General features: G+C 67.5%; 19 protein-coding genes and 1 tRNA gene. 13 read left to right on the forward strand and 7 right to left on the reverse strand.

Annotated features, from left to right (window positions below; genetic code table 11):
• Window positions 1-21: 21 nt before the first annotated feature.
• The gene (pcrA, locus tag RU01_RS14825; protein WP_042575344.1) at window positions 22-2,460 is read right to left on the reverse strand and encodes a DNA helicase PcrA; all 2,439 of its coding nucleotides are present in this window, start codon (window positions 2,458-2,460) and stop codon (window positions 22-24) included.
• Window positions 2,461-2,792: 332 nt separating this feature from the next.
• On the opposite strand from pcrA, the gene RU01_RS14830 reads away from it, so the two are divergent.
• On the forward strand, window positions 2,793-3,140 hold the full coding sequence (locus tag RU01_RS14830) for a chorismate mutase (RefSeq protein WP_042575345.1): 348 nt from the start codon (window positions 2,793-2,795) through the stop codon (window positions 3,138-3,140).
• A gap of 43 nt (window positions 3,141-3,183) precedes the next feature.
• Here RU01_RS14830 and RU01_RS14835 read toward each other — a convergent pair whose 3' ends face one another.
• On the reverse strand, window positions 3,184-4,668 hold the full coding sequence (locus RU01_RS14835; RefSeq protein ID WP_042575346.1) for an NAD-dependent succinate-semialdehyde dehydrogenase: 1,485 nt from the start codon (window positions 4,666-4,668) through the stop codon (window positions 3,184-3,186).
• 134 nt (window positions 4,669-4,802) lie between these two features.
• Between RU01_RS14835 and pgi the strand changes: the two genes are divergently transcribed.
• From pgi to RU01_RS14855, 4 genes are all read left to right on the forward strand, one after another.
• Complete coding sequence (gene pgi, locus RU01_RS14840; protein ID WP_042575347.1) at window positions 4,803-6,449, forward strand: glucose-6-phosphate isomerase; 1,647 nt, start codon at window positions 4,803-4,805, stop codon at window positions 6,447-6,449.
• Between the two features lie 187 nt (window positions 6,450-6,636).
• On the forward strand, window positions 6,637-7,398 hold the full coding sequence (locus RU01_RS14845) for a crotonase/enoyl-CoA hydratase family protein (RefSeq protein WP_042575376.1): 762 nt from the start codon (window positions 6,637-6,639) through the stop codon (window positions 7,396-7,398).
• On the forward strand, window positions 7,395-8,666 hold the full coding sequence (locus tag RU01_RS14850; protein WP_042575348.1) for a hypothetical protein: 1,272 nt from the start codon (window positions 7,395-7,397) through the stop codon (window positions 8,664-8,666). Before RU01_RS14845 ends, RU01_RS14850 begins: the two co-directional genes overlap by 4 nt.
• A gap of 47 nt (window positions 8,667-8,713) precedes the next feature.
• On the forward strand, window positions 8,714-8,959 hold the full coding sequence (locus RU01_RS14855; protein WP_042575377.1) for a DUF2630 family protein: 246 nt from the start codon (window positions 8,714-8,716) through the stop codon (window positions 8,957-8,959).
• 1 nt (window position 8,960) lies between these two features.
• On the opposite strand, the gene RU01_RS14860 is transcribed toward RU01_RS14855, so the two are convergent.
• Window positions 8,961-9,713: an SDR family oxidoreductase gene (locus RU01_RS14860; RefSeq protein WP_042575378.1), complete on the reverse strand. Its 753-nt coding sequence runs from the start codon at window positions 9,711-9,713 to the stop codon at window positions 8,961-8,963.
• Between the two features lie 27 nt (window positions 9,714-9,740).
• On the opposite strand from RU01_RS14860, the gene RU01_RS14865 reads away from it, so the two are divergent.
• Window positions 9,741-11,180: a dihydrolipoyl dehydrogenase family protein gene (locus tag RU01_RS14865; RefSeq protein ID WP_042575349.1), complete on the forward strand. Its 1,440-nt coding sequence runs from the start codon at window positions 9,741-9,743 to the stop codon at window positions 11,178-11,180.
• Here RU01_RS14865 and RU01_RS14870 read toward each other — a convergent pair.
• The gene (locus RU01_RS14870; protein WP_042575350.1) at window positions 11,177-11,755 is read right to left on the reverse strand and encodes a hypothetical protein; all 579 of its coding nucleotides are present in this window, start codon (window positions 11,753-11,755) and stop codon (window positions 11,177-11,179) included. The genes RU01_RS14865 and RU01_RS14870 overlap by 4 nt on opposite strands.
• A gap of 42 nt (window positions 11,756-11,797) precedes the next feature.
• Here RU01_RS14870 and RU01_RS14875 point away from each other — a divergent pair, with 42 nt between their 5' ends.
• The gene (locus RU01_RS14875; RefSeq protein ID WP_042575351.1) at window positions 11,798-13,366 is read left to right on the forward strand and encodes a carboxylesterase/lipase family protein; all 1,569 of its coding nucleotides are present in this window, start codon (window positions 11,798-11,800) and stop codon (window positions 13,364-13,366) included.
• On the opposite strand, the gene RU01_RS14880 is transcribed toward RU01_RS14875, so the two are convergent.
• Both RU01_RS14880 and cobF read right to left on the reverse strand, forming a co-directional pair.
• Entirely contained in the window at window positions 13,367-14,233 is an 867-nt protein-coding gene (locus RU01_RS14880; RefSeq protein ID WP_042575352.1) for an Fpg/Nei family DNA glycosylase, read from the reverse strand.
• Window positions 14,234-14,253: 20 nt separating this feature from the next.
• A complete protein-coding gene (gene cobF, locus RU01_RS14885; protein WP_042575353.1) occupies window positions 14,254-15,000 on the reverse strand; it encodes a precorrin-6A synthase (deacetylating) in 747 nt (248 codons plus the stop codon).
• Between the two features lie 23 nt (window positions 15,001-15,023).
• Here cobF and RU01_RS14890 point away from each other — a divergent pair, with 23 nt between their 5' ends.
• From RU01_RS14890 to RU01_RS14900, 3 genes are read left to right on the forward strand one after another with little or no spacing between them, the layout of a single operon-like run.
• Complete coding sequence (locus tag RU01_RS14890) at window positions 15,024-15,821, forward strand: thymidylate synthase (RefSeq protein WP_042575354.1); 798 nt, start codon at window positions 15,024-15,026, stop codon at window positions 15,819-15,821.
• Window positions 15,818-16,300: a dihydrofolate reductase gene (locus tag RU01_RS14895; protein ID WP_042575355.1), complete on the forward strand. Its 483-nt coding sequence runs from the start codon at window positions 15,818-15,820 to the stop codon at window positions 16,298-16,300. The genes RU01_RS14890 and RU01_RS14895 overlap by 4 nt, the downstream gene beginning before the upstream one ends.
• 43 nt (window positions 16,301-16,343) lie before the next feature.
• Window positions 16,344-16,670 carry a cupin domain-containing protein gene (locus tag RU01_RS14900; RefSeq protein WP_042575356.1) on the forward strand — a complete coding sequence of 109 codons (327 nt, stop codon included), beginning with the start codon at window positions 16,344-16,346 and terminating at the stop codon, window positions 16,668-16,670.
• Window positions 16,671-16,673: 3 nt separating this feature from the next.
• Here RU01_RS14900 and RU01_RS14905 read toward each other — a convergent pair whose 3' ends face one another.
• Window positions 16,674-17,627 (reverse strand): acyl-ACP desaturase, encoded by a 954-nt coding sequence (locus RU01_RS14905; protein ID WP_042575357.1) that lies wholly within the window; start codon window positions 17,625-17,627, stop codon window positions 16,674-16,676.
• Between the two features lie 368 nt (window positions 17,628-17,995).
• Here RU01_RS14905 and RU01_RS14910 point away from each other — a divergent pair, with 368 nt between their 5' ends.
• The 3 genes from RU01_RS14910 to RU01_RS14920 all read left to right on the forward strand — a co-directional run bounded on the left by RU01_RS14910 (window position 17,996) and on the right by RU01_RS14920 (window position 20,255).
• Complete coding sequence (locus RU01_RS14910) at window positions 17,996-19,204, forward strand: PucR family transcriptional regulator (protein WP_042575379.1); 1,209 nt, start codon at window positions 17,996-17,998, stop codon at window positions 19,202-19,204.
• A gap of 53 nt (window positions 19,205-19,257) precedes the next feature.
• Window positions 19,258-19,330 (forward strand) — tRNA-Arg (locus tag RU01_RS14915).
• A gap of 25 nt (window positions 19,331-19,355) precedes the next feature.
• On the forward strand, window positions 19,356-20,255 hold the full coding sequence (locus RU01_RS14920; RefSeq protein ID WP_042575358.1) for a DUF3089 domain-containing protein: 900 nt from the start codon (window positions 19,356-19,358) through the stop codon (window positions 20,253-20,255).
• The last annotated feature ends 790 nt before the right edge of the window (window positions 20,256-21,045 follow it).

Below are 21,045 nucleotides of genomic sequence, written 5' to 3' on the forward strand. Positions count from 1 at the left end.
GCGCCCGGCCCTTTCCTCTTCCTACAGCTTCGTCATCGGCACTCCGCCGATGAGCATCATCTTCACGCGCCCGGACGTCCCGAAGTCGATGAGCACCATCGCACGCTGACCGGACCCTTCCGACTCCACGACCGTGCCCAGTCCGTACTTGTCGTGGCTCACGCGGTCACCCACAGCCAGCACGAGGGTGTTGTTGGTCCGCGCCTTGCCGAAGCTCGGCGTGGGTGTCGCAGAGGGTGACGATCCGCCGGACCATCCGCCGCGCGGATTGGACGTCCAGTCGCGCTGACGCGACGACCCGGAGCCACCGCTGGACCCGAATCCACCGCTGCCGACGCCGGGATCCTCGCGCTTCCAGTCGATGAGATGCTGCGGAACCTCCTGCAGGAAGCGGGATTCCGGGTTGTTGATCGGCTGACCCCACGCGGATCGCATGATGGCGCGCGTCAGATACAGGCGGTGCCGGGCGCGGGTGATTCCCACATAGGCGAGGCGGCGTTCCTCGGACAGTTCGGCAGGGTCTCCCAGCGCACGCATGTGCGGGAACTGACCGTCCTCCCAGCCGGTGACGAACACGACCGGAAATTCGAGGCCCTTGGCGGTGTGCAGCGTCATCAGCGTGACGACGCCGTCGCCGTTGTCCGGGATCTGGTCCGTGTCGGCAACGAGGGACACGCGTTCGAGGAAGGCCGCGAGCGATCCGGGTTCGGCGATGCCGTCGGTGTCCTGCCCGTCGTCCTCGTCGAGATCGGCGTTGATGTCGGACTCCTCGAGCCCCTGCAGATTGCGCGCGTCGGCACTGAATTCCCGTGCGACGCTGACGAGTTCGTTCAGGTTGTCGAGCCTGGCGCCGTCCTGGGGATCGGAGCTGGCTTCGAGTTCGGCGCGGTACCGCGTGCGGTCGAGGACTGCCTCGACGATGTCGCCGATGTCCGCGACGTCGTTGCCGTCGGCATCGGTGGCCGTCATCGTCGCGCGCAGTTCGTCGATCATCTCCATGAACGAAGCGATCGCGTTCTGCGCGCGCGTGTTGAGCAACGAGACAGTGCCGGCGGCGGCATCGAGCAACGCGGCGTTGAAGCTGATGTTCTTCCGCTCCGCATGGACCGCGACGCACGCTTCGGCGCGGTCACCGATACCGCGGCGCGGCGTGTTCAGGATGCGCCTCATGCTGACCGTGTCGTCGGGGTTGGCCAGCACCCTGAGGTACGCGACGATGTCCCGAACTTCCTTGCGCTCGTAGAAGCGGACACCGCCGACGACCTTGTACGGCAGGCCGAGTCGGATGAAGATCTCCTCGAGAGCGCGGGACGAATTGTTCGTCCGGTAGAACACCGCCACGTCGGAGTACTTGTAGTCCGTGCCGTCGACCAGTCGGTCGATCTCCGACGCGACGAACTTGGCCTCGTCGTGCTCGTTGTCGGCGACGTAACCGATGATGGGATCGCCGTCCCCGGTGTCGGTCCACAGGCGCTTGTCACGACGGTTGGTGTTGCGGGCGATCACCGCGTTGGCGGCAGCCAGGATCGTCTGCGTCGAGCGGTAGTTCTGCTCGAGCAGGATGGTGCGGGCATCGGGATAGTCGCGTTCGAATTCCTCGATGTTGCGGATCGTGGCGCCGCGGAACGCATAGATGGACTGGTCCGCGTCACCCACCACGCACAGCTCGCTCGGCGGGACGGCGCCCGCTTCCGAGTCGGTCCCCACCAGCTCACGCACCAGCATGTACTGGGCGTGGTTGGTGTCCTGGTACTCGTCGACGAGGACATGGCGGAAGCGGCGCCGGTAGTACTCCGCGACGTCGGGATGACTCTGCAGCAGCGCGACGGTCTCACCGATCAGATCGTCGAAGTCGAAGGCGTTGGCCGCGCGCAGGCGCTGCTGGTAGTGCCCGTACACCTTGGCGATGATCGCCGGAAGCTCCGCCGGATCCTTCTCCGCGTCGGACACGGCCTGATCCGGATCGATCAGCTCGTTCTTCAGGTTGGAGATCTGGGTGGCGAGCAGCCTCGACGAGAACTTCTTGGGATCGAGCTGCAAGTCCTTGCCGATCATCGTCAGCAGACGGCGTGAATCGTCCGCGTCGTAGATCGAGAAGTTGGAGTTGAGCCCCGGCAGCAGGGCAGCCTGGCTCCGAAGAATGCGGACACAACTCGAGTGGAATGTACTGACCCACATGAAATTGGCTCGCGGACCGACGAGTCCCACGACGCGCTCCCGCATTTCTGCGGCAGCTTTGTTGGTGAACGTGATCGCGAGAATCTGGCCGGGTGTGACATCTCTCTCCGCGAGCAGATAGGCGATCCGACGCGTCAGCACCGCCGTCTTGCCCGACCCCGCTCCCGCGACGATGAGCAACGGTGACCCGGAGTGCATCACCGCCTCCCGCTGCTGAGGGTTGAGCCCCTCGAGAAGCTGGTCAGAGGGTCGAGTGGCGCGCGCGGGTGACTGAGTGTTCATCGTCTGTCCAGGTTACCGGCGCACCCCGACAGAACCACACCGACATCGCAGGGCGGGCAGCACCATCACCCGGGACGCCTGCACCGAATCCCTGAGGTGAGCCCCGCAGGACCTCGTGAATGCACGGTCGAGGCGCAGTGCACGGGACCTTCGGTTCTTTACCGACGGCCGGACCGGGCATAGTGTTGCGAGGCTCTCTTCGCGGGACGTGCTGCGTCAGTGGTCCTGCATGACGACGACCAGGGATTTCACGACCCGAGAAGACAATATTCGGAATCTACGTAACGGAACGTGGCATCGGAACGACACACGTTTCGACACGAGGAGTTGATATGAGCGCAGCAGTGGACACCAACCGCGACGCCGGAGCAGCATCGACCGAGTCGAAGACCTCCGCGGACGACGCGGACCGCCCGACGGCCGATCTGCCGACGTCGGAGGCCGAGATCGACGAACTCCGCAAGGAGATCGATCGCCTCGACGCCGAGATCCTCGCGGCAGTCAAGCGACGCTCGGAGATCTCCCGAGCGATCGGCCAGACCCGCATGGCACAGGGTGGGCCTCGCCTCGTGCACAGCCGTGAGATGAAGGTGCTCCAGCGCTTCAGCGAGCTCGGCCAGGAGGGCCACACTCTGGCCATGCTCCTGCTCCGCCTCGGCCGTGGCCGCCTCGGTCACTGAACCACCACCGGGAACCGCCCGCATCGGGCGGTTCCCGTGAGTGTCACTGAAGGGCGATGTACTTGGTCTCGAGGTATTCCTCGATCCCCTCGCTTCCGCCCTCTCGCCCGAATCCCGACGCCTTGATCCCACCGAACGGTGCGGCCGCGTCGGAGATCACCCCGCGATTGACGCCCACCATTCCGGTCTCCAGCGACTCCGCCACGCGGAGCGCACGGTCGAGGTCCCGAGTGAAGATGTAGGCAGCCAGGCCGAATTCCGTGTCGTTCGCCGCATCGATGCCGTCCTGTTCCGTCTCGAATCCGCGCACGGCGAGAACCGGTCCGAACACTTCCTCGCTGAGAATGCGCGCGTCCGCCGGCAGGTCGCTGAGCACCGTCGCCGGGTAGAACCACCCCGGACCGTCCTCCGCCTGTCCACCGAGCGCCACGGTGGCGCCCTTCGATGCCGCGTCGTCCACCAGTTCCGCGACCGTGTCGCGCTGGTCCGAGTTGATCAACGGTCCCAGCTTGGTCGCGGGATCGCTGCCACGGCCGAGAGTCATGGTCTTCATCTTCTCCGTGACCTTGGCGACGAACTCGTCCTTCACCGAGTTCTGCACGTGGAAGCGGTTCGCCGCGGTGCAGGCCTCACCGCCGTTGCGCATCTTCGCCAACATGGCGCCCTCGACGGCCGCGTCGATGTCGGCGTCGTCGAAGACGACGAACGGCGCGTTGCCACCGAGCTCCATGGACGTGCGCAGCAGATGCTTCGACGACTTCTCCACGAGCATCCGACCCACCTCGGTGGAGCCGGTGAAGGTCAGCTTTCGCAGACGTGGGTCCTCGATCAGCGGCCCGGTCACAGCGCTGGACTTGGACGTCGGCAACACCGAGAGAACACCCTCGGGCAGTCCCGCCTCGGAGATCAGCTTGGCCAGATACAGCATGGTCAGTGGGGTTTCCGACGCCGGCTTCACCAGGATCGTGCACCCGGCCGCCAGCGCCGGGCCGATCTTGCGCGTGCCCATCGCGAGGGGGAAGTTCCACGGTGTGATCGCCAGGACCGGTCCGACAGGTTGCTTGGTCACCAGGATCCGCCCGTTGCCCGCCGGAGCCGGGGTGTACCGCCCGGCGATGCGCACGGCCTCCTCCGAGAACCAGCGGAAGAATTCACCGCCGTACTTCACCTCGGCCTGACTCTCCGCGAACGCCTTGCCCATCTCGAGGGTCATCAGCAACGCGATGTCGTCCGCGTTCTCGGTGATGGACTCGAACACCGCCCGCAGGATCTCCCCTCGCTGCCGTGCCGGCGTCGCCGCCCAGGACTTCTGCGCCGCGACGGCCTCGTCGAGTGCGCGGGCCGCGTCCGCGGGACTCGCGTCGGACACCTCGGTGAGCACCTCGCCCGTCGACGGGTCACGCACGGCGAACGTCGCCCCGTTCTCGGCGTCGACCTGCTTGCCACCGATCCACAACTTCGTGGGGACCGACGCGATCAGGTCCTTCTCCTTCGTGGTTCCGGCAGGCTGTTCGTTCGGCTGCGCCATGTGTGTCACCCTTTCGATCGCGGCGCGTCGCCCGATCGGGCCGACGTCGCTCCTGATGTGTGTCTACCCCGACCTCACCGGATCGTCACGCACACCCGCACGGCAGCATCGTCCAGCGATTAGTGTCGACAACCATGAGCGCCGACATCACACGCACCGAGGCCTGGAGCAAGCTCGAAGCCCATCACCGGACGGTGGCCGACCGTCACCTCCGTCAGTTCTTCGCCGACGACCCCTCGCGCGGAACCGAACTGACGGTGACGGCCGGTGACCTCTACATCGACTACAGCAAGCATCGAGTGGAGCGGGAGACGCTGGAGCTGCTGCTCGACCTGGCCCGCGCCGCGGATGTCACGGGCCGTCGTTACGCGATGTTCGCCGGAGAACACATCAACACGTCCGAGAACCGGGCGGTCCTGCACACCGCTCTGCGCCTGCCCGCGGACGCGACGCTCGAGGTCGACGGGCAGGACGTGGTGTCCGACGTACACGAGGTTCTGGGGCGCATGGGCGACTTCACCGACCGCGTGCGGTCCGGCGAATGGACGGGCGCGACCGGTGAGAAGATCCGCACCGTCGTCAACATCGGCATCGGCGGTTCCGACCTCGGACCGGTGATGGTCTACCAGGCACTGCGCCACTACGCGGACGCCGGCATCTCGGCGAGGTTCGTCTCGAACGTCGACCCCGCCGACCTGACCGGCGCGCTGGCCGACCTCGACCCGGCGTCGACGCTGTTCATCGTCGCGTCCAAGACCTTCGGCACCCTCGAGACCCTCACGAATGCCACCGCCGCACGCCGCTGGCTGACCGCCGCGCTGGGTGACGACGCGGTGGCCCAGCACTTCGTCGCGGTGTCGACCAATGCGGAGAAGGTGTCGAACTTCGGCATCGACACGGCCAACATGTTCGGGTTCTGGGACTGGGTGGGTGGCCGCTACTCGGTGGACTCCGCCATCGGCCTGTCGGTGATGATCACCGTCGGACGCGACGCGTTCGCCGACTTCCTCGCCGGTTTCCACCTGATCGATCAGCACTTCCGCGAGGCGCCTCTCGAGGCCAACGCGCCGGTGCTGCTGGGAACCCTGGGCGTCTGGTACTCGAGCTTCTTCGGCGCACAGTCGCGCGCGGTGTTGCCGTACTCGAACGATCTGAACAGGTTCGCGGCGTACCTGCAGCAGCTGACGATGGAGTCCAACGGCAAATCGGTGCGTGCGGACGGATCCCCCGTCACGACGGCGACGGGTGAGATCTTCTGGGGCGAGCCGGGAACCAACGGCCAACATGCCTTCTACCAACTGTTGCACCAGGGAACGCGCCTGGTGCCGGCGGACTTCATCGGCTTCGCCGAGCCGACGGACGACCTGCCCACCGCGGACGGTACCGGCAGCATGCACGACCTGTTGATGAGCAACTACTTCGCCCAGACGAAGGTGCTGGCCTTCGGCAAGACCGCCGAGGAGATCGCCGAGGAGGGTACGGACGCGGACATCGTGCCGCACAAGGTGATGCCCGGTAACAGGCCGTCCACGTCGATCCTCGCGCCGAAGCTCACGCCGTCGGTCGTGGGTCAGTTGATCGCCCTCTACGAGCATCAGGTGTTCGTCGAAGGTGTCGTCTTCGGGATCGACTCGTTCGACCAGTGGGGTGTCGAGCTGGGGAAGACTCAGGCCCAGGAGTTGACTCCCGTGCTGACGGACGACGCCGGTCCCGGCGCGGATCTGGACTCGTCGACCGCCGCTCTGATCAGCTGGTACCGAGGCGAGCGCGGGCGGTCCTGACTCGAACGACAGCGAGACCGTGCCGGTCCGTCGGGTCGGGGGTCTGACGGACCGGCACGGTCTCACACACCATGTCGCCGCAACCCGTCCCGGCGTTACACACCGGGAAAACTTCCCCCGACGACGGCGCGAACATCATGGTTCGGTGAACAACCACAACGGTGGCCGCGCGCGGTACGGTCGAACCATGAACGTTCGGATCGAACGCAGCGGTCCGGTGGTCACGGTGATCCTCCACCGACCCGAGGCGCGCAACGCCGTCGACGGCCCGACGGCAGCAGCGCTTGTCGAGGCATTCGAGGACTTCGACGCCGATCCGAGCGCGTCGGTGGCCGTGCTGTGGGGCGACGGCGGCACCTTCTGCGCCGGAGCCGATCTGAAGGCACTGGGCACCGAGCGGTCGAACGTCGCCACCGAACACGGGGACGGTCCGATGGGCCCGACGCGGATGGAGCTGTCCAAGCCGGTCATCGCGGCCGTGTCCGGTCACGCCGTCGCCGGTGGTCTCGAACTCGCGCTGTGGTGCGACCTTCGAGTCGCGGACGACGACGCGGTGTTCGGAGTGTTCTGTCGCCGGTGGGGTGTGCCGCTCATCGACGGCGGGACCGTGCGGTTGCCACGCGCCGTCGGAAGTTCGCGGGCGATGGACATGATCCTGACCGGCCGAGCGGTGGACGCGCAGGAAGCCCTGTCGATGGGGTTGGCCAACCGGGTGGTGCCGTCGGGCACATGCCGGGAGGCGGCCGAGGAACTCGCCGCGACACTGTCGACGTTCCCACAGGCCTGCATGCGCGGTGACCGACTCTCCGCCCTCGAGCAGGAAGGCCTCGAACACCGAGCGGCCATGGCCAACGAGTTCCGCCACGGTGCGGCATCGGTGGTCGAGGCGCTCGACGGAGCCCGCCAGTTCGCGGCCGGCGCAGGCCGTCACGGGGCGCCGCGCGAGTGACGAGGTTGTCCGTCGTCGACGAGATCTTCCTTCGCACCCACCGTGGTTTCGGCATTCCCGTTGCCATGCAGGGCATCTGGATCACCGAGGAACCCGTGAGCGAAGACGCCCTCGATCTGGTCGACCGCAGGGTGGCATCGGGTCCGCTGGGCCTGAGGATCGTCTCGCCGACGATTCCCGGTGCGCGCCGGCGATGGGTCCGGGCCACCGTACGCCCCGGAGTGACCTGGTCCGAGCGCACCGACGACCCGTTGTCGTGGGCGGACTCGTGCGCGGACATCCCACTCGATCCGGAGTACGGGCCGGGCTGGCGGCTGAGCGCGGCACCGTACGGATCCGGCACGGCCGTGTCGATCGTGTGCTCGCACGTCATCGCCGATGCGCGTGGACTGATCGACGCAGCGGCAGCAGCGGTGTCGGGCGCCGACTCGGACGTCGTCGAGGACGACCGGTCGAGCGATCTGGCCGATGCGGTCTCGACGGTGTCGACGGTCGTCGGGCGGACGACCCTCGCCCTGTCCGCGTTGGTGTACAGCCGTTCCCGGCGCACCGAGCTCCGTGGTTATCTGCGGGCATCCAGGACACCGACGACGACCACCGCCGTGCGCCCCGCGGCCTGGGAACAGGTGTCCGTCACGGCCGATGTCCCGGCAGCGCAGTGGGACCGAGTAGCCGCGGCCGGTCAGGGGACTCCGAACGTTCTGTTCCTGTCGGTGGTCGCGGCGATCGTAGCTGCGGTCCGGACACCGTGCGGGGCCGAGACCGTTCTGCTCGGAGTGCCGATGAAGGTACCGACCGGGGGCGCGAACGCCCTGTCGGTGACCGCGGTCCATATCGGTCCGGAGTCCTCCCTCGCCGACATCAGAGCACTCGCGAAGACGGCGTACCGAAGCCCGCTGACCGGGCCCGCAGGGTTCCCCGACGAGTTGCTGCACGTGATCCCCGAGCGTGCGGCCGCGGTCCTCGCCCCGTCGACGGGTCTGCGAGATGCGTTGTGCTCCAACATCGGACCGCTTCCCGACGCCGTCCGCACCATCGGCGGCCGCCGCGCGCTGCGCGTCGCCACACGCGCGATCCATCCGGGTCTGCGGCACGAGCAGGCCGCGGCGTCGCCGACCGTGCTCTCCGCATACCTGTGCCGAGTCGGCGAGGTGTACACCCTGTCCCTCGTCGTCACGGACCCCGCGGCCGCTCATACCCGGGACGAGATACGCGAGCAGATGACCGCCGCATTGTCGCGGCACTCGCTCGAACCCGACTTCTGGTGAGTACCGTGAAGATCTGCATCAGCACGACCGTCGAAGGGAACACCGCGATGAGCGAGTCCGACATCTACGCACGTATCAAGTCCCTGGTGGACACGGAGCACGAGTTGCGCTCGCGCACCGAAGCCGGCGAGATCGATCCCAGCGAGGAACGCGCGCAACTCGATCAGCTCGAGAAGGCACTCGACCAGTGCTGGGATCTGCTGCGTCAGCGTCGCGCGAAGCGCGATGCGGGCCTGTCCCCCGACGACGCCGAGGCGCAGCCGGTGAACCAGGTCGAGAACTACCTCCAGTAGCTCAGACGAGGCGGTCGGTCAGTCTCCGCGGCAGGAAGCGCAGCACCATGTCGATGGCTTTCCACCTGGCGCCGGGGAGCGCCGATCGAGTCACTTCCTTCTCGATCGCCGACACCATCGCCGACACTCCGTCGTCGAGAGACGACATCAGCGAGCCGGTGTCACCCGCGCGGGAGGACATGTCGGTGGCCACGTATCCGGGGAGCAGGGTGGTGACGGCGATGGGTGTGGGGCGCAGTTCCGCCGCCAGGGCTTCTCCCAGTGAGGACACCCCGGCTTTCGACGCGGCGTACACGGCCTTGGACCCGGGCAGTCCGCGGCCCGCGCTGATCGAGGAGACCAGCACCAGGTGGCCGGCGTTCTGCTCCCGGAACACCGCCAGCGCCGCCTCGATCTGCGAGACCACGCCGACGAAGTTCGTGCGGGCCGTCTCGAGGTTGGCGTCGGCGCGGCCCGTGCCCAACGTGGCCCCCTTACCCAGACCGGCGTTGACGACGACGCGGTCGATGCCGCCGAGGTCCGCGCGGAGCGATGCGATGCCGTCCACCACCGACTCGTGGTCGGTCACGTCCATGGCTGCCACGGCCACCACGATGCCCGGGTTGGCGGCGACCAGTTCGGCGCGCAAGCTCTCCAACCTGTCCGTCCGGCGCGCGCACAACCCGACGTCGCGGCCCAGGGCGGCGAACCGGCGCGCCATCTCCTCGCCGAGACCGGAACTCGCCCCGGTGATCACGATCTTCTGTCTCCCCATTCCGCACACCCTAATCCCGGAGGAACAGTGACCCATCCGAACATCGACGAGTACGACGTCATCGTCATCGGGGGCGGTCCCGTCGGCGAGAACGCCGCGCAGTACGCCATCCAGGGAAGCGATCGCACAGCGGTGATCGTCGAGCACGAACTGATCGGCGGGGAGTGTTCGTACTGGGCGTGCATGCCCAGCAAGGCGCTGCTGCTGCCGGGATCGGTCCTGAACCAGGCTCGGTCGATGCCGGGTGTCCGCGAACTCGTCGGCGATTCCTCACTCGACGTCGATGCCGTCCTCGCGCGACGGGAGAGCTACACCCACTCTCTGGACGACTCCTCGCAGGCGCACTGGGCCGAGACCGCCGGGATCGACGTCGTGCGTGGCCACGGCCGACTGTCCGGCGAGAAGCAGGTGAGCGTGGGCGACCGGACTCTGCGTGCCCGTCACGCGGTGGTCGTGGCGACGGGTACGACGGCGACCGTGCCGCCCATTCCCGGACTGCGCGAAGCCCTTCCGTGGACGTCTCGCGATGCGACCAATCTGCACGAGGTTCCGGAACGGATCATCGTCATCGGCGGCGGCGTCGTCGCGTGCGAGGCCACGACCTGGCTGCTCGCGCTCGGGGCCCAGGTGACCATGATCGTCCGCGGCACGTCCCTGCTCGCCGGGTCGGAGCCGTTCGCCGGCACGGCGGTCGCCGACGCCCTGACCGCCGCGGGTGCGCGCATCCTGTTCGAATCGCAGGTGTCCACGGTGTCGCGACCCGATGCGAGCGATACCGGATACGGCCGTATCCACGGGGGTCCGGCCTCGGTGACCGTCGGTGACGACACCCTCGAGGTGGACGAGATCCTGGTCGCCGCCGGTCGTCGTCCCGCGACGAGAGACCTGGGACTGGACATCCTGCCGGGCGGACCGACACCCGGTGAATCCATCACCGTCGACGACCACCTGAGCGCGGTCGACGAGTGGCTGTACGCCGTCGGCGACGTCAACGGACGCGCTCTGCTGACCCACATGGGCAAGTACCAGGGCCGCATCTGCGGCGACGTCATCGCGGCGCGCGCCGAGGGACGACCGTTGGACGGCACCCGGTTCCTCGCCCTCGCCGACCACGGTCAGGTGCCGCAGGTCGTGTTCACGACACCCGAGGTGGCGTCGGTCGGACTGACCGAGAAGCAGGCACGAGCCGCGAAGATCGCCGTTCGCGTCGTCGCGATGGACATCGCGGTCGCCGGCAGCTCGTTGCGTCAGGACGACTTCGCCGGGCGTGCCTCGATGGTGCTCGACACGTCACGGAACGTGATCGTCGGATTCACCCTCGTCGGACAGGGTGTGTCGGAACTACTGCACGCGGCAACCATCGCGGTGGTCGGGGCCGTCCCGCTCGACACCCTGTGGCACGCGGTCCCGTCGTATCCGACGATGAGCGAGGTGTGGCTGCGTCTGCTCGAGGCTGCCAGGGACTAGTCACGAATCGGTTGGGCACGCCGCACGGAGTCCGCGGCACGCGACGCGTCGAGAGGCACCGGTGAGATCACGACACCGGTGCCGACGCGCAGCGTCCCGGAACTGACCGGTTCGGTCCGTAGACCGCCGCGGCCGATCAGAGCCTTCCGCATACCGTCGACGACCATGCGGTCCATCCACGCGCACGGATGGGCGGGCCGCCCACCGCGCAGCAGCACCGGCCCGTCCCCGGTGTCGATGACGAACTCCTCGCCGCGGAGCGGGTCGAGTTCGAGACCCCGGACGACGACGTTGCGACGCGCGACCGAGATGTCCCCGTCCCAGGGATCACCGTCATCGACCGCCTGGTGCAGCGCCGCGTCCCAGGCCTCGGCGGCGAGGAACGTGATCGCCGCCTCGGTGTGCGCCTTCACGCCGAAGAACCGGTCGCCCCGGATGCCCTTTCCGGTCACCACGTCGACGGACGACGGCATCCGCGTGGATACGTCGGCGGGGCCGTCCTTGCTACGACCGAAATATGCATGTGACGGCGACACGAGAAGCTGCACTATCTCGATGGGATAGGTGAAGGTCATTGTGCCGTCGAGGCTAATGGACCGTCCGTATAGTCCTTCCGCATGGGGCAGGGAGAACAGAACACCGATACCGAGATCACGACGTCCGACGGGCGGGTCCGCGGATTCGTCCGGCGGGGCATCGCGCAATGGCGGGGCATCCCGTACGCGCAGCCGCCGGTCGGGCCGTTGCGTCTGCGCGCGCCGCAGCCGCTGTCACCGTGGGAAGGCGTCCGCGATGCCACCTCGTGGGGTGACGCCGCCGTCCAGGACACGGCGCGCTCCCCCATCGGACCGGTGCGCGGACAGGCCAGCAGCGAGGACTGCCTGACGCTGAACGTGTGCGCACCGGCCACACCGTCCGCGACTCCGCGCGCGGTCATGGTGTTCATCCACGGTGGCGCCTACACACTCGGGACGTCGGCGACGTCCATGTACTCGGGCACCTCCCTCGTGCGACGCGGCGACATCGTCTACGTCTCGCTCAACTACCGGCTCGGAGCACTCGGATACCTGGACTTCCGTCAGTTCTCGACGCCGGAGCGGACGTTCGACAGCAACCTCGGCCTGCGGGACCAGATCGCGGCACTGCAGTGGGTCCAGCGCAACATCGCCGCGTTCGGCGGGGATCCCGACAACGTCACCATCTTCGGCGAGTCGGCCGGCGGTAACGCGGTCACCACGCTGACCTCGATTCCCGCGACGACGGGACTGTTCCACCGCGCCATCTCCCAGAGTTCGGCACCCGGCATGGTCGCGACGTCGGATCGGAGTGCGACGTGGGGCGCGGAGTTCGTCCGCCTCCTCGGCGCGACCCCGGCGACCGCCGCCGACACCCTGGCGACCGCCGACACCGGGGCACTGCTGAAAGCCGCGAAACGGTTGGGCGGCAAGGTCTTGCGAGAGACACCGGGGCTGATTCCGTTCGGACCGAGCGTCGACGGCGACCTGGTGCCCGAGGCACCGCTCGAGGCGTACCGCTCCGGCGCCGCGCAGGCCGTGCCGATGATCATCGGCAGCAACGAACACGAGGGCACCTTGTTCCCCAAGTGGCTCGACGCGCTGCCGACCGACGCCGCGCGCATCGACCGTCTGTTCGCGGACACCGACCCGTCGGCCAAGGACCGCATTCTCGCGCAGTACCCGGGATACCCGAAGGGCCTGTCCGCCATCGACTTCGGCGGGGACTTCACATTCTGGCGGCCGTCCCTCGAGATCGCGGACGCGCACACCGAGTACGCACCCACGTACGTCTACCGATACGACTACTCCCCGCGCCTGTTCGACCTGCTGAAGCTCTACGCCACGCACGGCTCGGAACTGTTCGCCGTCTTCGGTGTCTACCGCTCGCGGGTCGGCAAGTTCTTCTCCCTCCTGGGGGACCGAGGCGGCGCGGCCAGGGTCACGGACGAGGTTCAGCGCCAGTGGCTGGCCTTCGCCACAACCGGTGCGCCGGAGTCGGACTGGGGCCGGTACGAACTTCCGACCCGGGCGACGCGCATCTTCGACGCCACGACCCGTATGGAAAACGACCCGCTCGGCGCACGCCGCGCTGCCTGGGACGGGTACACCGGCTACGACGCCCCGTCGGCGGAGTCGTCGCAGGACTTCCGCACCGGCACGGAGCGGTAGCTACTTCACCAGGCGTGACAGCCGGCGGTCGGCGAGGATGCGGCCGCCGGTCTGACACGTCGGGCAGTACTGGAACGACCGATCGACGTACGACACCTCGCGCACCGTGTCGCCGCAGACGGGGCACGGCATGCCGGTGCGAGCATGCACCCGCATGCCGGACCGCTTCTCGCCCTTCAGACGTGCCGCATCCTGGCCCTCGGACCTGGCGACGGCGTCGAGAAGCACGGTGCGCATGGTGTTCCACAGCATGGTCACAGACTCAGGGGTGAGCGAGGCGGTGGTGGCGAACGGTGAGAGTTTCGCGGTGTGCAGGATCTCGTCGCTGTAGGCGTTGCCGATACCGGCGAGCAGCTGCTGGTCCACCAACGCTGTCTTGAGCCGAGAGCTCCTGCGCGAGAGTATCTCTGCGAATTCCGGCTCCGTCACGGCGAGCGCATCGGGGCCCAGACGGGCGATGCCGGGAACGTCCTGCGGGTCCCGCACGACCCACACCGCGAGCCGTTTGCGTGTGCCGGCCTCGGTGAGGTCGAACGCCGGCGTGAGTCCTTCGGGCGTGAACAGGTGGACACGGAGTGCGAGCGGACCTTTGCCCGGCTTCGGGGGTGCCGACGACGGTTTGTCGGCCCAGCGCAGCCATCCGCCGCGGGAGAGGTGAGTGATCAGCCAGAGCCCACCGGCTTCGATGCCGAGGTGCTTGCCGAATCGGGCGGCCGCGGTGATGTCCTTGCCCTGCATGTCCGTCACCGGCGGATCGAACGTTTTCAGCACACTCAGCGCGGCGACGTCGATACGTCCGATCACCGCTCCCAGCGCATGCTCACGCAGGAAGCCCGCGAGAGCCTCGACCTCGGGTAATTCCGGCACTCCTCGAGCCTAATCGGAAGTCACGGCCGATGGACGAGATAGGTGTCCATCACCCACCCGGCGCGTTCTCGGAGGGCCGCTCGTCGCTCCACGATCTCGTCGCTCACCTCGTCGACGGGGCCTGCCAGGATCACCTCGTCGGGCGTCCCCAGGTTCGCGCCCCACCAGACGTGCCAGCCGGGCAGAGACCGGAAGCTGCAGTCGGAGTCGAGCATCACCACGGCCGCGCCGACTCCGTCGGGAAGGCCGGACTCGCGCAGCTGGCGACCCGTGGTGGTCAGCACCGGCTCGCCGATCCTGTTCAGCACGATGCGGTGCGCGGCGGCGAGCGCGGACGGGCTGGTCACGCCCGGAACGACGGACACCTCGAACGGCTCGTCCAGGACCGCGCGGACCCGTTCGACGACGCGCAGGGTGCTGTCGTAGAGCGACGGGTCGCCCCACACCAGCATCGCTCCCACCGAGTCGGCCGACTCCGCCGCGATCAGGTCCGCCAGCATCCGCGCGCGCAGGTCGTGCCAGGTGTCCACGGCGCCGTCGTAGTCGGCGGGGGTGCGGTCGCGCGGCGGATCGGTGAACTCGACGATCCGATGCTCACGCGTGACGTGCTCGGCGAGAATACGGGTGCGGATGTCGACGAGCTCCTGCTTCTGCGCCCCCTTGTCGATGACGAAGAAGACGTCGACGGTGTTCATCACCTTGATCGCCGCGACGGTCACCTGGTCGGGATCACCCGCGCCGATACCGATCACGTGCATGGTCTTCATGTGGCTGAGCCTAAGGTGTAGCCATGGTCGCGACGCCCTACGAGGATCTGCTCCGCCGCGTGCTCGCGGAGGGCACCGCCAAATCCGACCGCACCGGGACCGGCACCACCAGCCTGTTCGGACATCAGATGCGCTTCGATCTGTCCGAGGGATTTCCGCTGGTCACCACCAAGCGTGTGCACCTGAAATCGATCGTGCACGAGTTGCTGTGGTTCCTGCGCGGCGAGTCCAACGTGGCATACCTCCGCGAGAACGGCGTCACCATCTGGGACGAGTGGGCGGACGAGGAAGGCGATCTCGGCCCGGTCTACGGCGTGCAGTGGCGATCGTGGCCCACACCGTCGGGCGACCACATCGACCAGATCTCGCAGGTCATCGACACCATCAGGCGCGACCCCGATTCGCGGCGGATGATCGTCTCGGCGTGGAACGTCGCCGAGATCCCGGACATGGCGCTGGCTCCGTGCCACGCCTTCTTCCAGTTCTACGTCGCCGACGGCAAGCTCTCGTGCCAGCTGTACCAGCGCAGCGCCGACATGTTCCTCGGCGTGCCGTTCAACATCGCGAGCTACGCGTTGCTGACGCACATGGTGGCGGCGCAGACGGGCCTCGAGGTCGGCGACTTCGTGTGGACCGGCGGCGACTGCCACATCTACGACAACCACGTCGACCAAGTTCGCGAGCAGTTGACGCGAGAGGCGTTCCCCGCCCCCACACTGCGGCTCGCACCGCGCGAGTCGATCTTCGACTACACCTTCGAGGACATCGAGATCGTCGACTACCAGCATCATCCGGCGATCAAGGCGCCCGTCGCCGTATGACCGTCGGCATGGTGTGGGCGCAGGCGCACGGCGGCGTCATCGGTAAGGACGGCACGATCCCGTGGCGTGTGCCCGAGGACATGGCGCACTTCCGCGAGGTCACGGGCACCGGTCGCGTCGTGATGGGTCGGCGGACGTGGGATTCGCTTCCGGCCCGGTTCCGCCCCTTGCCGGGACGCGAGAACATCGTGCTGAGCCGGGACCCGTCGTGGTCGGCCGACGGCGCCGTTCGCGTCGCCTCGGTGCAGGACGCCCTGTCGGCGGACGGCTCCGACACCTGGATCATCGGCGGTGCCGACGTGTATCGGCTGGCTCTTCCCGTCGCCGACATCGTCGAGGTGACCGAGATCGACCTCGAGGTGGACGGCGGCCACACCCGCGCACCGGAGGTTCCCCCCGAGTTCGTCCGGTCGGACGGAGCGTGGCAGATCAGCGAATCCACAGGAATCCGCTACCGATTCGTGACGTACACCCGCTGAATCACCCGCGCAGCACCGTCCTCGTGCCGGATAATCCAGCACCATGGACAAGAAATCGCTGACAGCTCTCGCCCGGCAACAGCTGAAGTTGGCGAAGACCGCGTCCAGCGGACGCAGCTCTCACACCGTCTACGGCGGGCACCAGCGAAGCCTGCGCCAGACCGTCGTGGGGCTGGCCGCCGGCAATTCCCTCGCCGAGCACGACCTCAACGGCGAGTCGACGGTGCTGGTCCTCAGCGGTCAGCTCCAGCTCGTCAGCGGTGACCGCAGCTGGAAGGGCTCCGCGGGTGACCTCCTGGTCGTCCCCGACGCCCGCCACAGTGTGGAGGCCGTCGAGGACGTCGCCTTTCTGCTCACCGTCGCGATGTGAGCCTCAGACGCTGAGGACCTCTCCGCGTTCACGCTCACGTGCGAGTGCGCGGTCGCGGGATTCCTCGAAGCGCACGGCCTGCTTCTCGAGGTCGCCGAGGTAGTCGGCCACCAGTTCGCGCAGCTTTTCTCCCTCGGCGCCGAAGTCGGTGCGCTCGAAGATGTTCCACTTGCGCAGGATCGGCATGATGACCTCGTCCAGATGCTGACGCAGGTCGTAGATGCCGTACTTGGCGATCAGCACCGCATTGCGTCGGAAATCGGGTTGGTTCAGTCCGGGCATCTGGAAGTTCATGACGACGTCGGCGATGGCCTTCATCGTCTGATCCGGCGCCAGGTCGATCGCGGCCGAGCACATGTTCCGGTAGAAGATCATGTGCAGGTTCTCGTCCGCGGCGATACGCGCCAACAGCGCGTCGGCGATGGGGTCGTTGCAGGCCTTGCCGGTGTTGCGGTGCGACACGCGCGTCGCCAACTCCTGGAAGGTCACGTACGCGACGCCGTGCAGGAGGTTGGCCCCCTCCATCGGCGAGTCGATGCCGACCGTCATGTGTTCCATGCGGGCCTGCTCGAGCGCGACGGGGTCGACGCTCCGGGTGACGACGAGGTAGTCGCGCATCGCGATACCGTGTCGGTTCTCCTCGGCGGTCCACCGGCCGACCCACGTTCCCCAGGCACCGTCCATCGAGAAGTTCTCCGCGAGCCCGCGGTGGTACGACGGCAGGTTGTCCTCGGTGAGGAGGTTGGTCACCATGGCGGCCTTGGCCACCTTGGACAGGGTGGACTGCTCCGGTGACCAGTCCTGACCCCCGAGCATGGCGAAGTTCTTGCCGTCGCTCCACGGGATGTAATCGTGAGGATTCCACGGTTTCGCGAGGTCGAGGTGACGTTCGAGATTGGCTTCCGCTACCGGCTGCAGCTCGCGCAACAACTCGATCTGAGACAACGCCTGTGGCATGAGTTACCCCCGTGAACCTTGATGTTTCGTGACTATCGGACGCCCTGGCCGGACGTCGCTCACCGACGCTAGGACCGTCCGGCGAGCAGCGACCCACCCTTGCGCCGATGTTGGGAACATTCGCAGGAGCCCCCCGAAGGCTCTGGATCCGATCACAGCAGTGTCCCGAATCGCGGCATGAAACTACACATATAAACTTTTATTGCCCTACAATCTGTACTTACGCCCCGTTTTGCGCGAGTGATGAGCCTCTCCAGCAGGTATGTGCGAGAGAAACCGACATACGTCACGATGTGGCCAACGGATCGCCGACCGGAAGGAACAAGCACGTGAGTGTCGAGAACACGCAGCCGTCCCAGGCTGCTGCGATGGAGAAGAGCACCAGCGGACTCTTGGTGGCCGGGCGTCCCGCCGGGTCCGCACGAGATCTCGAGAACGTCGCACGACGGACCGTCGGGCCGGCTTCACGGACATCTTCGCTGAGTGCCAGCCTACGGTCCGACGTCACCGAATTGACCGTCACCTGCCTGTCGATGGCGGTCGGTGTCGGAGGCGACTCCACCACGGCATCCGACGCCGACATCGCCGAGCTCGGCGGCCGTGCAGCACAGTGGGCGCGCGAGGGCGTGCCGCTCCGCGCTGTTCTCGGCGTCTACCACGAGGGCATCCAGATGGGCTGGGACCTGGTGTCCGAGCGCGCATCCAGTGGCGGGGCCGCGCACCTCACCAAGGTCGCCAAGGCCTTCGTCGGTCTGTCCGAGCGCATCTCGACAGCAGCGTCGTCCAGCTACGTCGACGAGCTGCAGGCGGTGGCCAGCGAGCACCACACCGCCGCGCACACCGTCGTCACCGCGCTTCTGAGTGGACACAACGCCCGGTCGGTGGCCCGGCAGTCCGGCATCGAACTCGCCGACTCCTTCACCGTGCTCGCCGTCTCCATAGCCGCTCACCCCGACGAGAGCAACCCGGCGCTCCCCCGCGCCGTCACCGCTCGCCGCAAGCTTCGTCGCGTGCAAGCCGAGCTCGCCATCGTGTGCGACCGATCCCCGCTGTCGATGCTGTCCGCCGAGGGCGGCACCATCCTCGTTCCCGGTGAACGTGACGACGAATGGGTGGCCACCCTGGTCGAGCGGATGTCCGCCGCCGCCGAGACCGCCGTCACCGCCACCGTCGCCACCAGCTCGGTCAACGATGTTCCCTCCGCCTCCGACCAGGTGCACGAGCTTCTCGACCTCGCTCAGCAGCTGCGCCGCCCCGCCGGCGTCTACCGCATGACGGATCTGGTGCTCGAGTACCAGCTCACGCGTCCCGGCCCCGGCCGCGCCTACCTCTCGCGCGTCCTGATCCCGCTGGACAACTCGCCCGAGCTGCTCGAAACTCTCGAGATCCACATCAACCACGATCTGAACCGCCAGCGGTCGGCGCGTCAGCTGCACCTGCACACCAACACCGTCGACTACCGCCTCAAGCGGATCGCGCACCTCACCGGCTTCGACCCCACCCGGCCGTCGGGAATGCGCCATCTGCAGGCCGCTCTGGTCGCCCGCAAGTTGGAAGCGATCTCGCCGAGCGCCTGACAGTCATGTGGACCCGGTAGAGTGCTGTGCGTCAGCCGGTACTCGCCGGGTCGGCCCTCGTAGCTCAGGGGATAGAGCAACCCTCTCCTAAAGGGTAGGTCGCAGGTTCGAATCCTGCCGAGGGCACCCTTCGCCGAATACAGTTCCCACCATGATGCGCGCCCTCCTCCTCGTCGCCGCCCTACTGGGCTCCCTCTTCGTGGCGGCAGGACCGGCCTCCGCCGCACCGTCCACCACGTGGCTGTGCCGCCCCGGTGCACCCACCGACCCGTGCGGCGGCGGAACCGACGCGCCCGCCGACTGTTTCTACGTCTATCCGACGGCATCGCTGCAACCGGCGCAGTCCGCGAATCTCGATTCGTCGCCCGAGCTCATGTTCGCCGCCTCTGCGCAGGCCCGACCCTTCGACTCCGTATGCAACGTCTGGGCACCCGTCTACCGGCAGGCAACTCTCCTGAGCTTGGCCACTGCGGACGGTCCGGCTCGCGATGCGGCACTCGCCGCGGCATACGTCGACATCGATGCGGCCTGGACGGATTTCCTGGCGCAGCGCGACTCGAACCGCGGAATCGTGCTGCTCGGGCACTCCCAGGGATCGCGGATGCTGAAGAATCTCCTGCAGAACCGCATCGAGAACGACCCGGCGTCGCGGGCGAAGCTGGTTTCCGCGATCATCCCGGGCGTGACACTGAGGCAGTCCGACTTCACCACCGTCGTTCCGTGCACCGACCCGAGCCAGACGGGGTGCGTCGTCGCCTACTCCACGTTCTCCCGCACTCCTCCGGCCGATTCCCGGTACGGCGGCGACGATGTTCTCTGCACGAACCCGGCATCGCTCGGCGCGAACGCCCGGACGCCGGTTGCCGGCCCGCTGCCGGACCTCACCGCGCAGTGCGACGTGGACAACGTGCTGATGGTCGAAGGTGGTTCCGCCGCAGCACTTCCCACGTTGCCGAACGCGACATGGGGGCTGCATCTGCTCGACCTCACGATCCCCCAGCAGACGCTGGTCGATCTGGTGCGCACGCAAAGCGCGGCCTACGCGGGCTGACCCCGGCGGCCGGAGCGCACACGGGTTCTGTGAAGTGCACACCCGTTGCAGCCGGCGGGTAGGGGTGTGCGCTCACCAGAGGGGGTGTGCAAATGCGATGCAGCGCGGCACACGACAGCACCGGCGTCGCGGCACGCCCACTGCAGCCAGCGGGTAAGGGTGTGCGCTCACCAGAACGGGTGTGCACACACGAACCAGCGCAGCACCGGCAGCCCTCGTGGCGAATTGGCAGGAGCGCACACCAATTCCGTGAAGTGCACACCCCCTACAGCCTGCGGATGAGGGTGCGCGCTCACCAGATGGGGTGTGCGCACGCCAACCAGCGCCGCACATGGCGGCACCGGCGTCGCGGCACGCCCATTGCAGCCAGCGGGTAAGAGTGTTCGCTCACCAGAGGGGGTGTGCACACGCGAACCAGCGCAGCGCCGGCCGCACATGGGGCCCGTCGGCCGAAGCGCACACCGGTTGCACGAAGCGCACACCCCCTACAGCCAGCGGATGGGGGTGTGCGCTCACCAGAAGGGGTGTACACACGCGAACCAGCGCAACATTCGCAGCACGAAGCGACCACTAGGGGTGTGCACACACACCCCAACCACGCCGATCCTGTTCCGCCACAACCACTCCACCCCACAGCACAAGCCGCGAACACTGCGAGACCACGGTCACACCCACCGACCGGCTACACTGGGTCTCGCTGCTGCGCCTCGATGCGCGGCGTACGTCGTGGAATCAGCACGAATTTTTCTTACGGCGATCGGAACTGCCCACCGGCAGTCTCGCCATTCTG

Source organism: Rhodococcus sp. MEB064 (assembly GCF_000834565.1).
GTDB lineage: Bacteria > Actinomycetota > Actinomycetes > Mycobacteriales > Mycobacteriaceae > Rhodococcoides.

Coding starts and splice junctions, on each gene's coding strand:
- pcrA (WP_042575344.1), bottom strand. CDS start 2,460: ATGAACACTCAGTCACCCGCGCGCGCCACTCGACCCTCTGACCAGCTT.
- RU01_RS14830 (WP_042575345.1), top strand. CDS start 2,793: ATGAGCGCAGCAGTGGACACCAACCGCGACGCCGGAGCAGCATCGACC.
- RU01_RS14835 (WP_042575346.1), bottom strand. CDS start 4,668: ATGGCGCAGCCGAACGAACAGCCTGCCGGAACCACGAAGGAGAAGGAC.
- pgi (WP_042575347.1), top strand. CDS start 4,803: ATGAGCGCCGACATCACACGCACCGAGGCCTGGAGCAAGCTCGAAGCC.
- RU01_RS14845 (WP_042575376.1), top strand. CDS start 6,637: ATGAACGTTCGGATCGAACGCAGCGGTCCGGTGGTCACGGTGATCCTC.
- RU01_RS14855 (WP_042575377.1), top strand. CDS start 8,714: ATGAGCGAGTCCGACATCTACGCACGTATCAAGTCCCTGGTGGACACG.
- RU01_RS14860 (WP_042575378.1), bottom strand. CDS start 9,713: ATGGGGAGACAGAAGATCGTGATCACCGGGGCGAGTTCCGGTCTCGGC.
- RU01_RS14870 (WP_042575350.1), bottom strand. CDS start 11,755: ATGACCTTCACCTATCCCATCGAGATAGTGCAGCTTCTCGTGTCGCCG.
- RU01_RS14875 (WP_042575351.1), top strand. CDS start 11,798: ATGGGGCAGGGAGAACAGAACACCGATACCGAGATCACGACGTCCGAC.
- cobF (WP_042575353.1), bottom strand. CDS start 15,000: ATGAAGACCATGCACGTGATCGGTATCGGCGCGGGTGATCCCGACCAG.
- RU01_RS14890 (WP_042575354.1), top strand. CDS start 15,024: ATGGTCGCGACGCCCTACGAGGATCTGCTCCGCCGCGTGCTCGCGGAG.
- RU01_RS14895 (WP_042575355.1), top strand. CDS start 15,818: ATGACCGTCGGCATGGTGTGGGCGCAGGCGCACGGCGGCGTCATCGGT.
- RU01_RS14900 (WP_042575356.1), top strand. CDS start 16,344: ATGGACAAGAAATCGCTGACAGCTCTCGCCCGGCAACAGCTGAAGTTG.
- RU01_RS14905 (WP_042575357.1), bottom strand. CDS start 17,627: ATGCCACAGGCGTTGTCTCAGATCGAGTTGTTGCGCGAGCTGCAGCCG.
- RU01_RS14910 (WP_042575379.1), top strand. CDS start 17,996: ATGGAGAAGAGCACCAGCGGACTCTTGGTGGCCGGGCGTCCCGCCGGG.
- RU01_RS14920 (WP_042575358.1), top strand. CDS start 19,356: ATGATGCGCGCCCTCCTCCTCGTCGCCGCCCTACTGGGCTCCCTCTTC.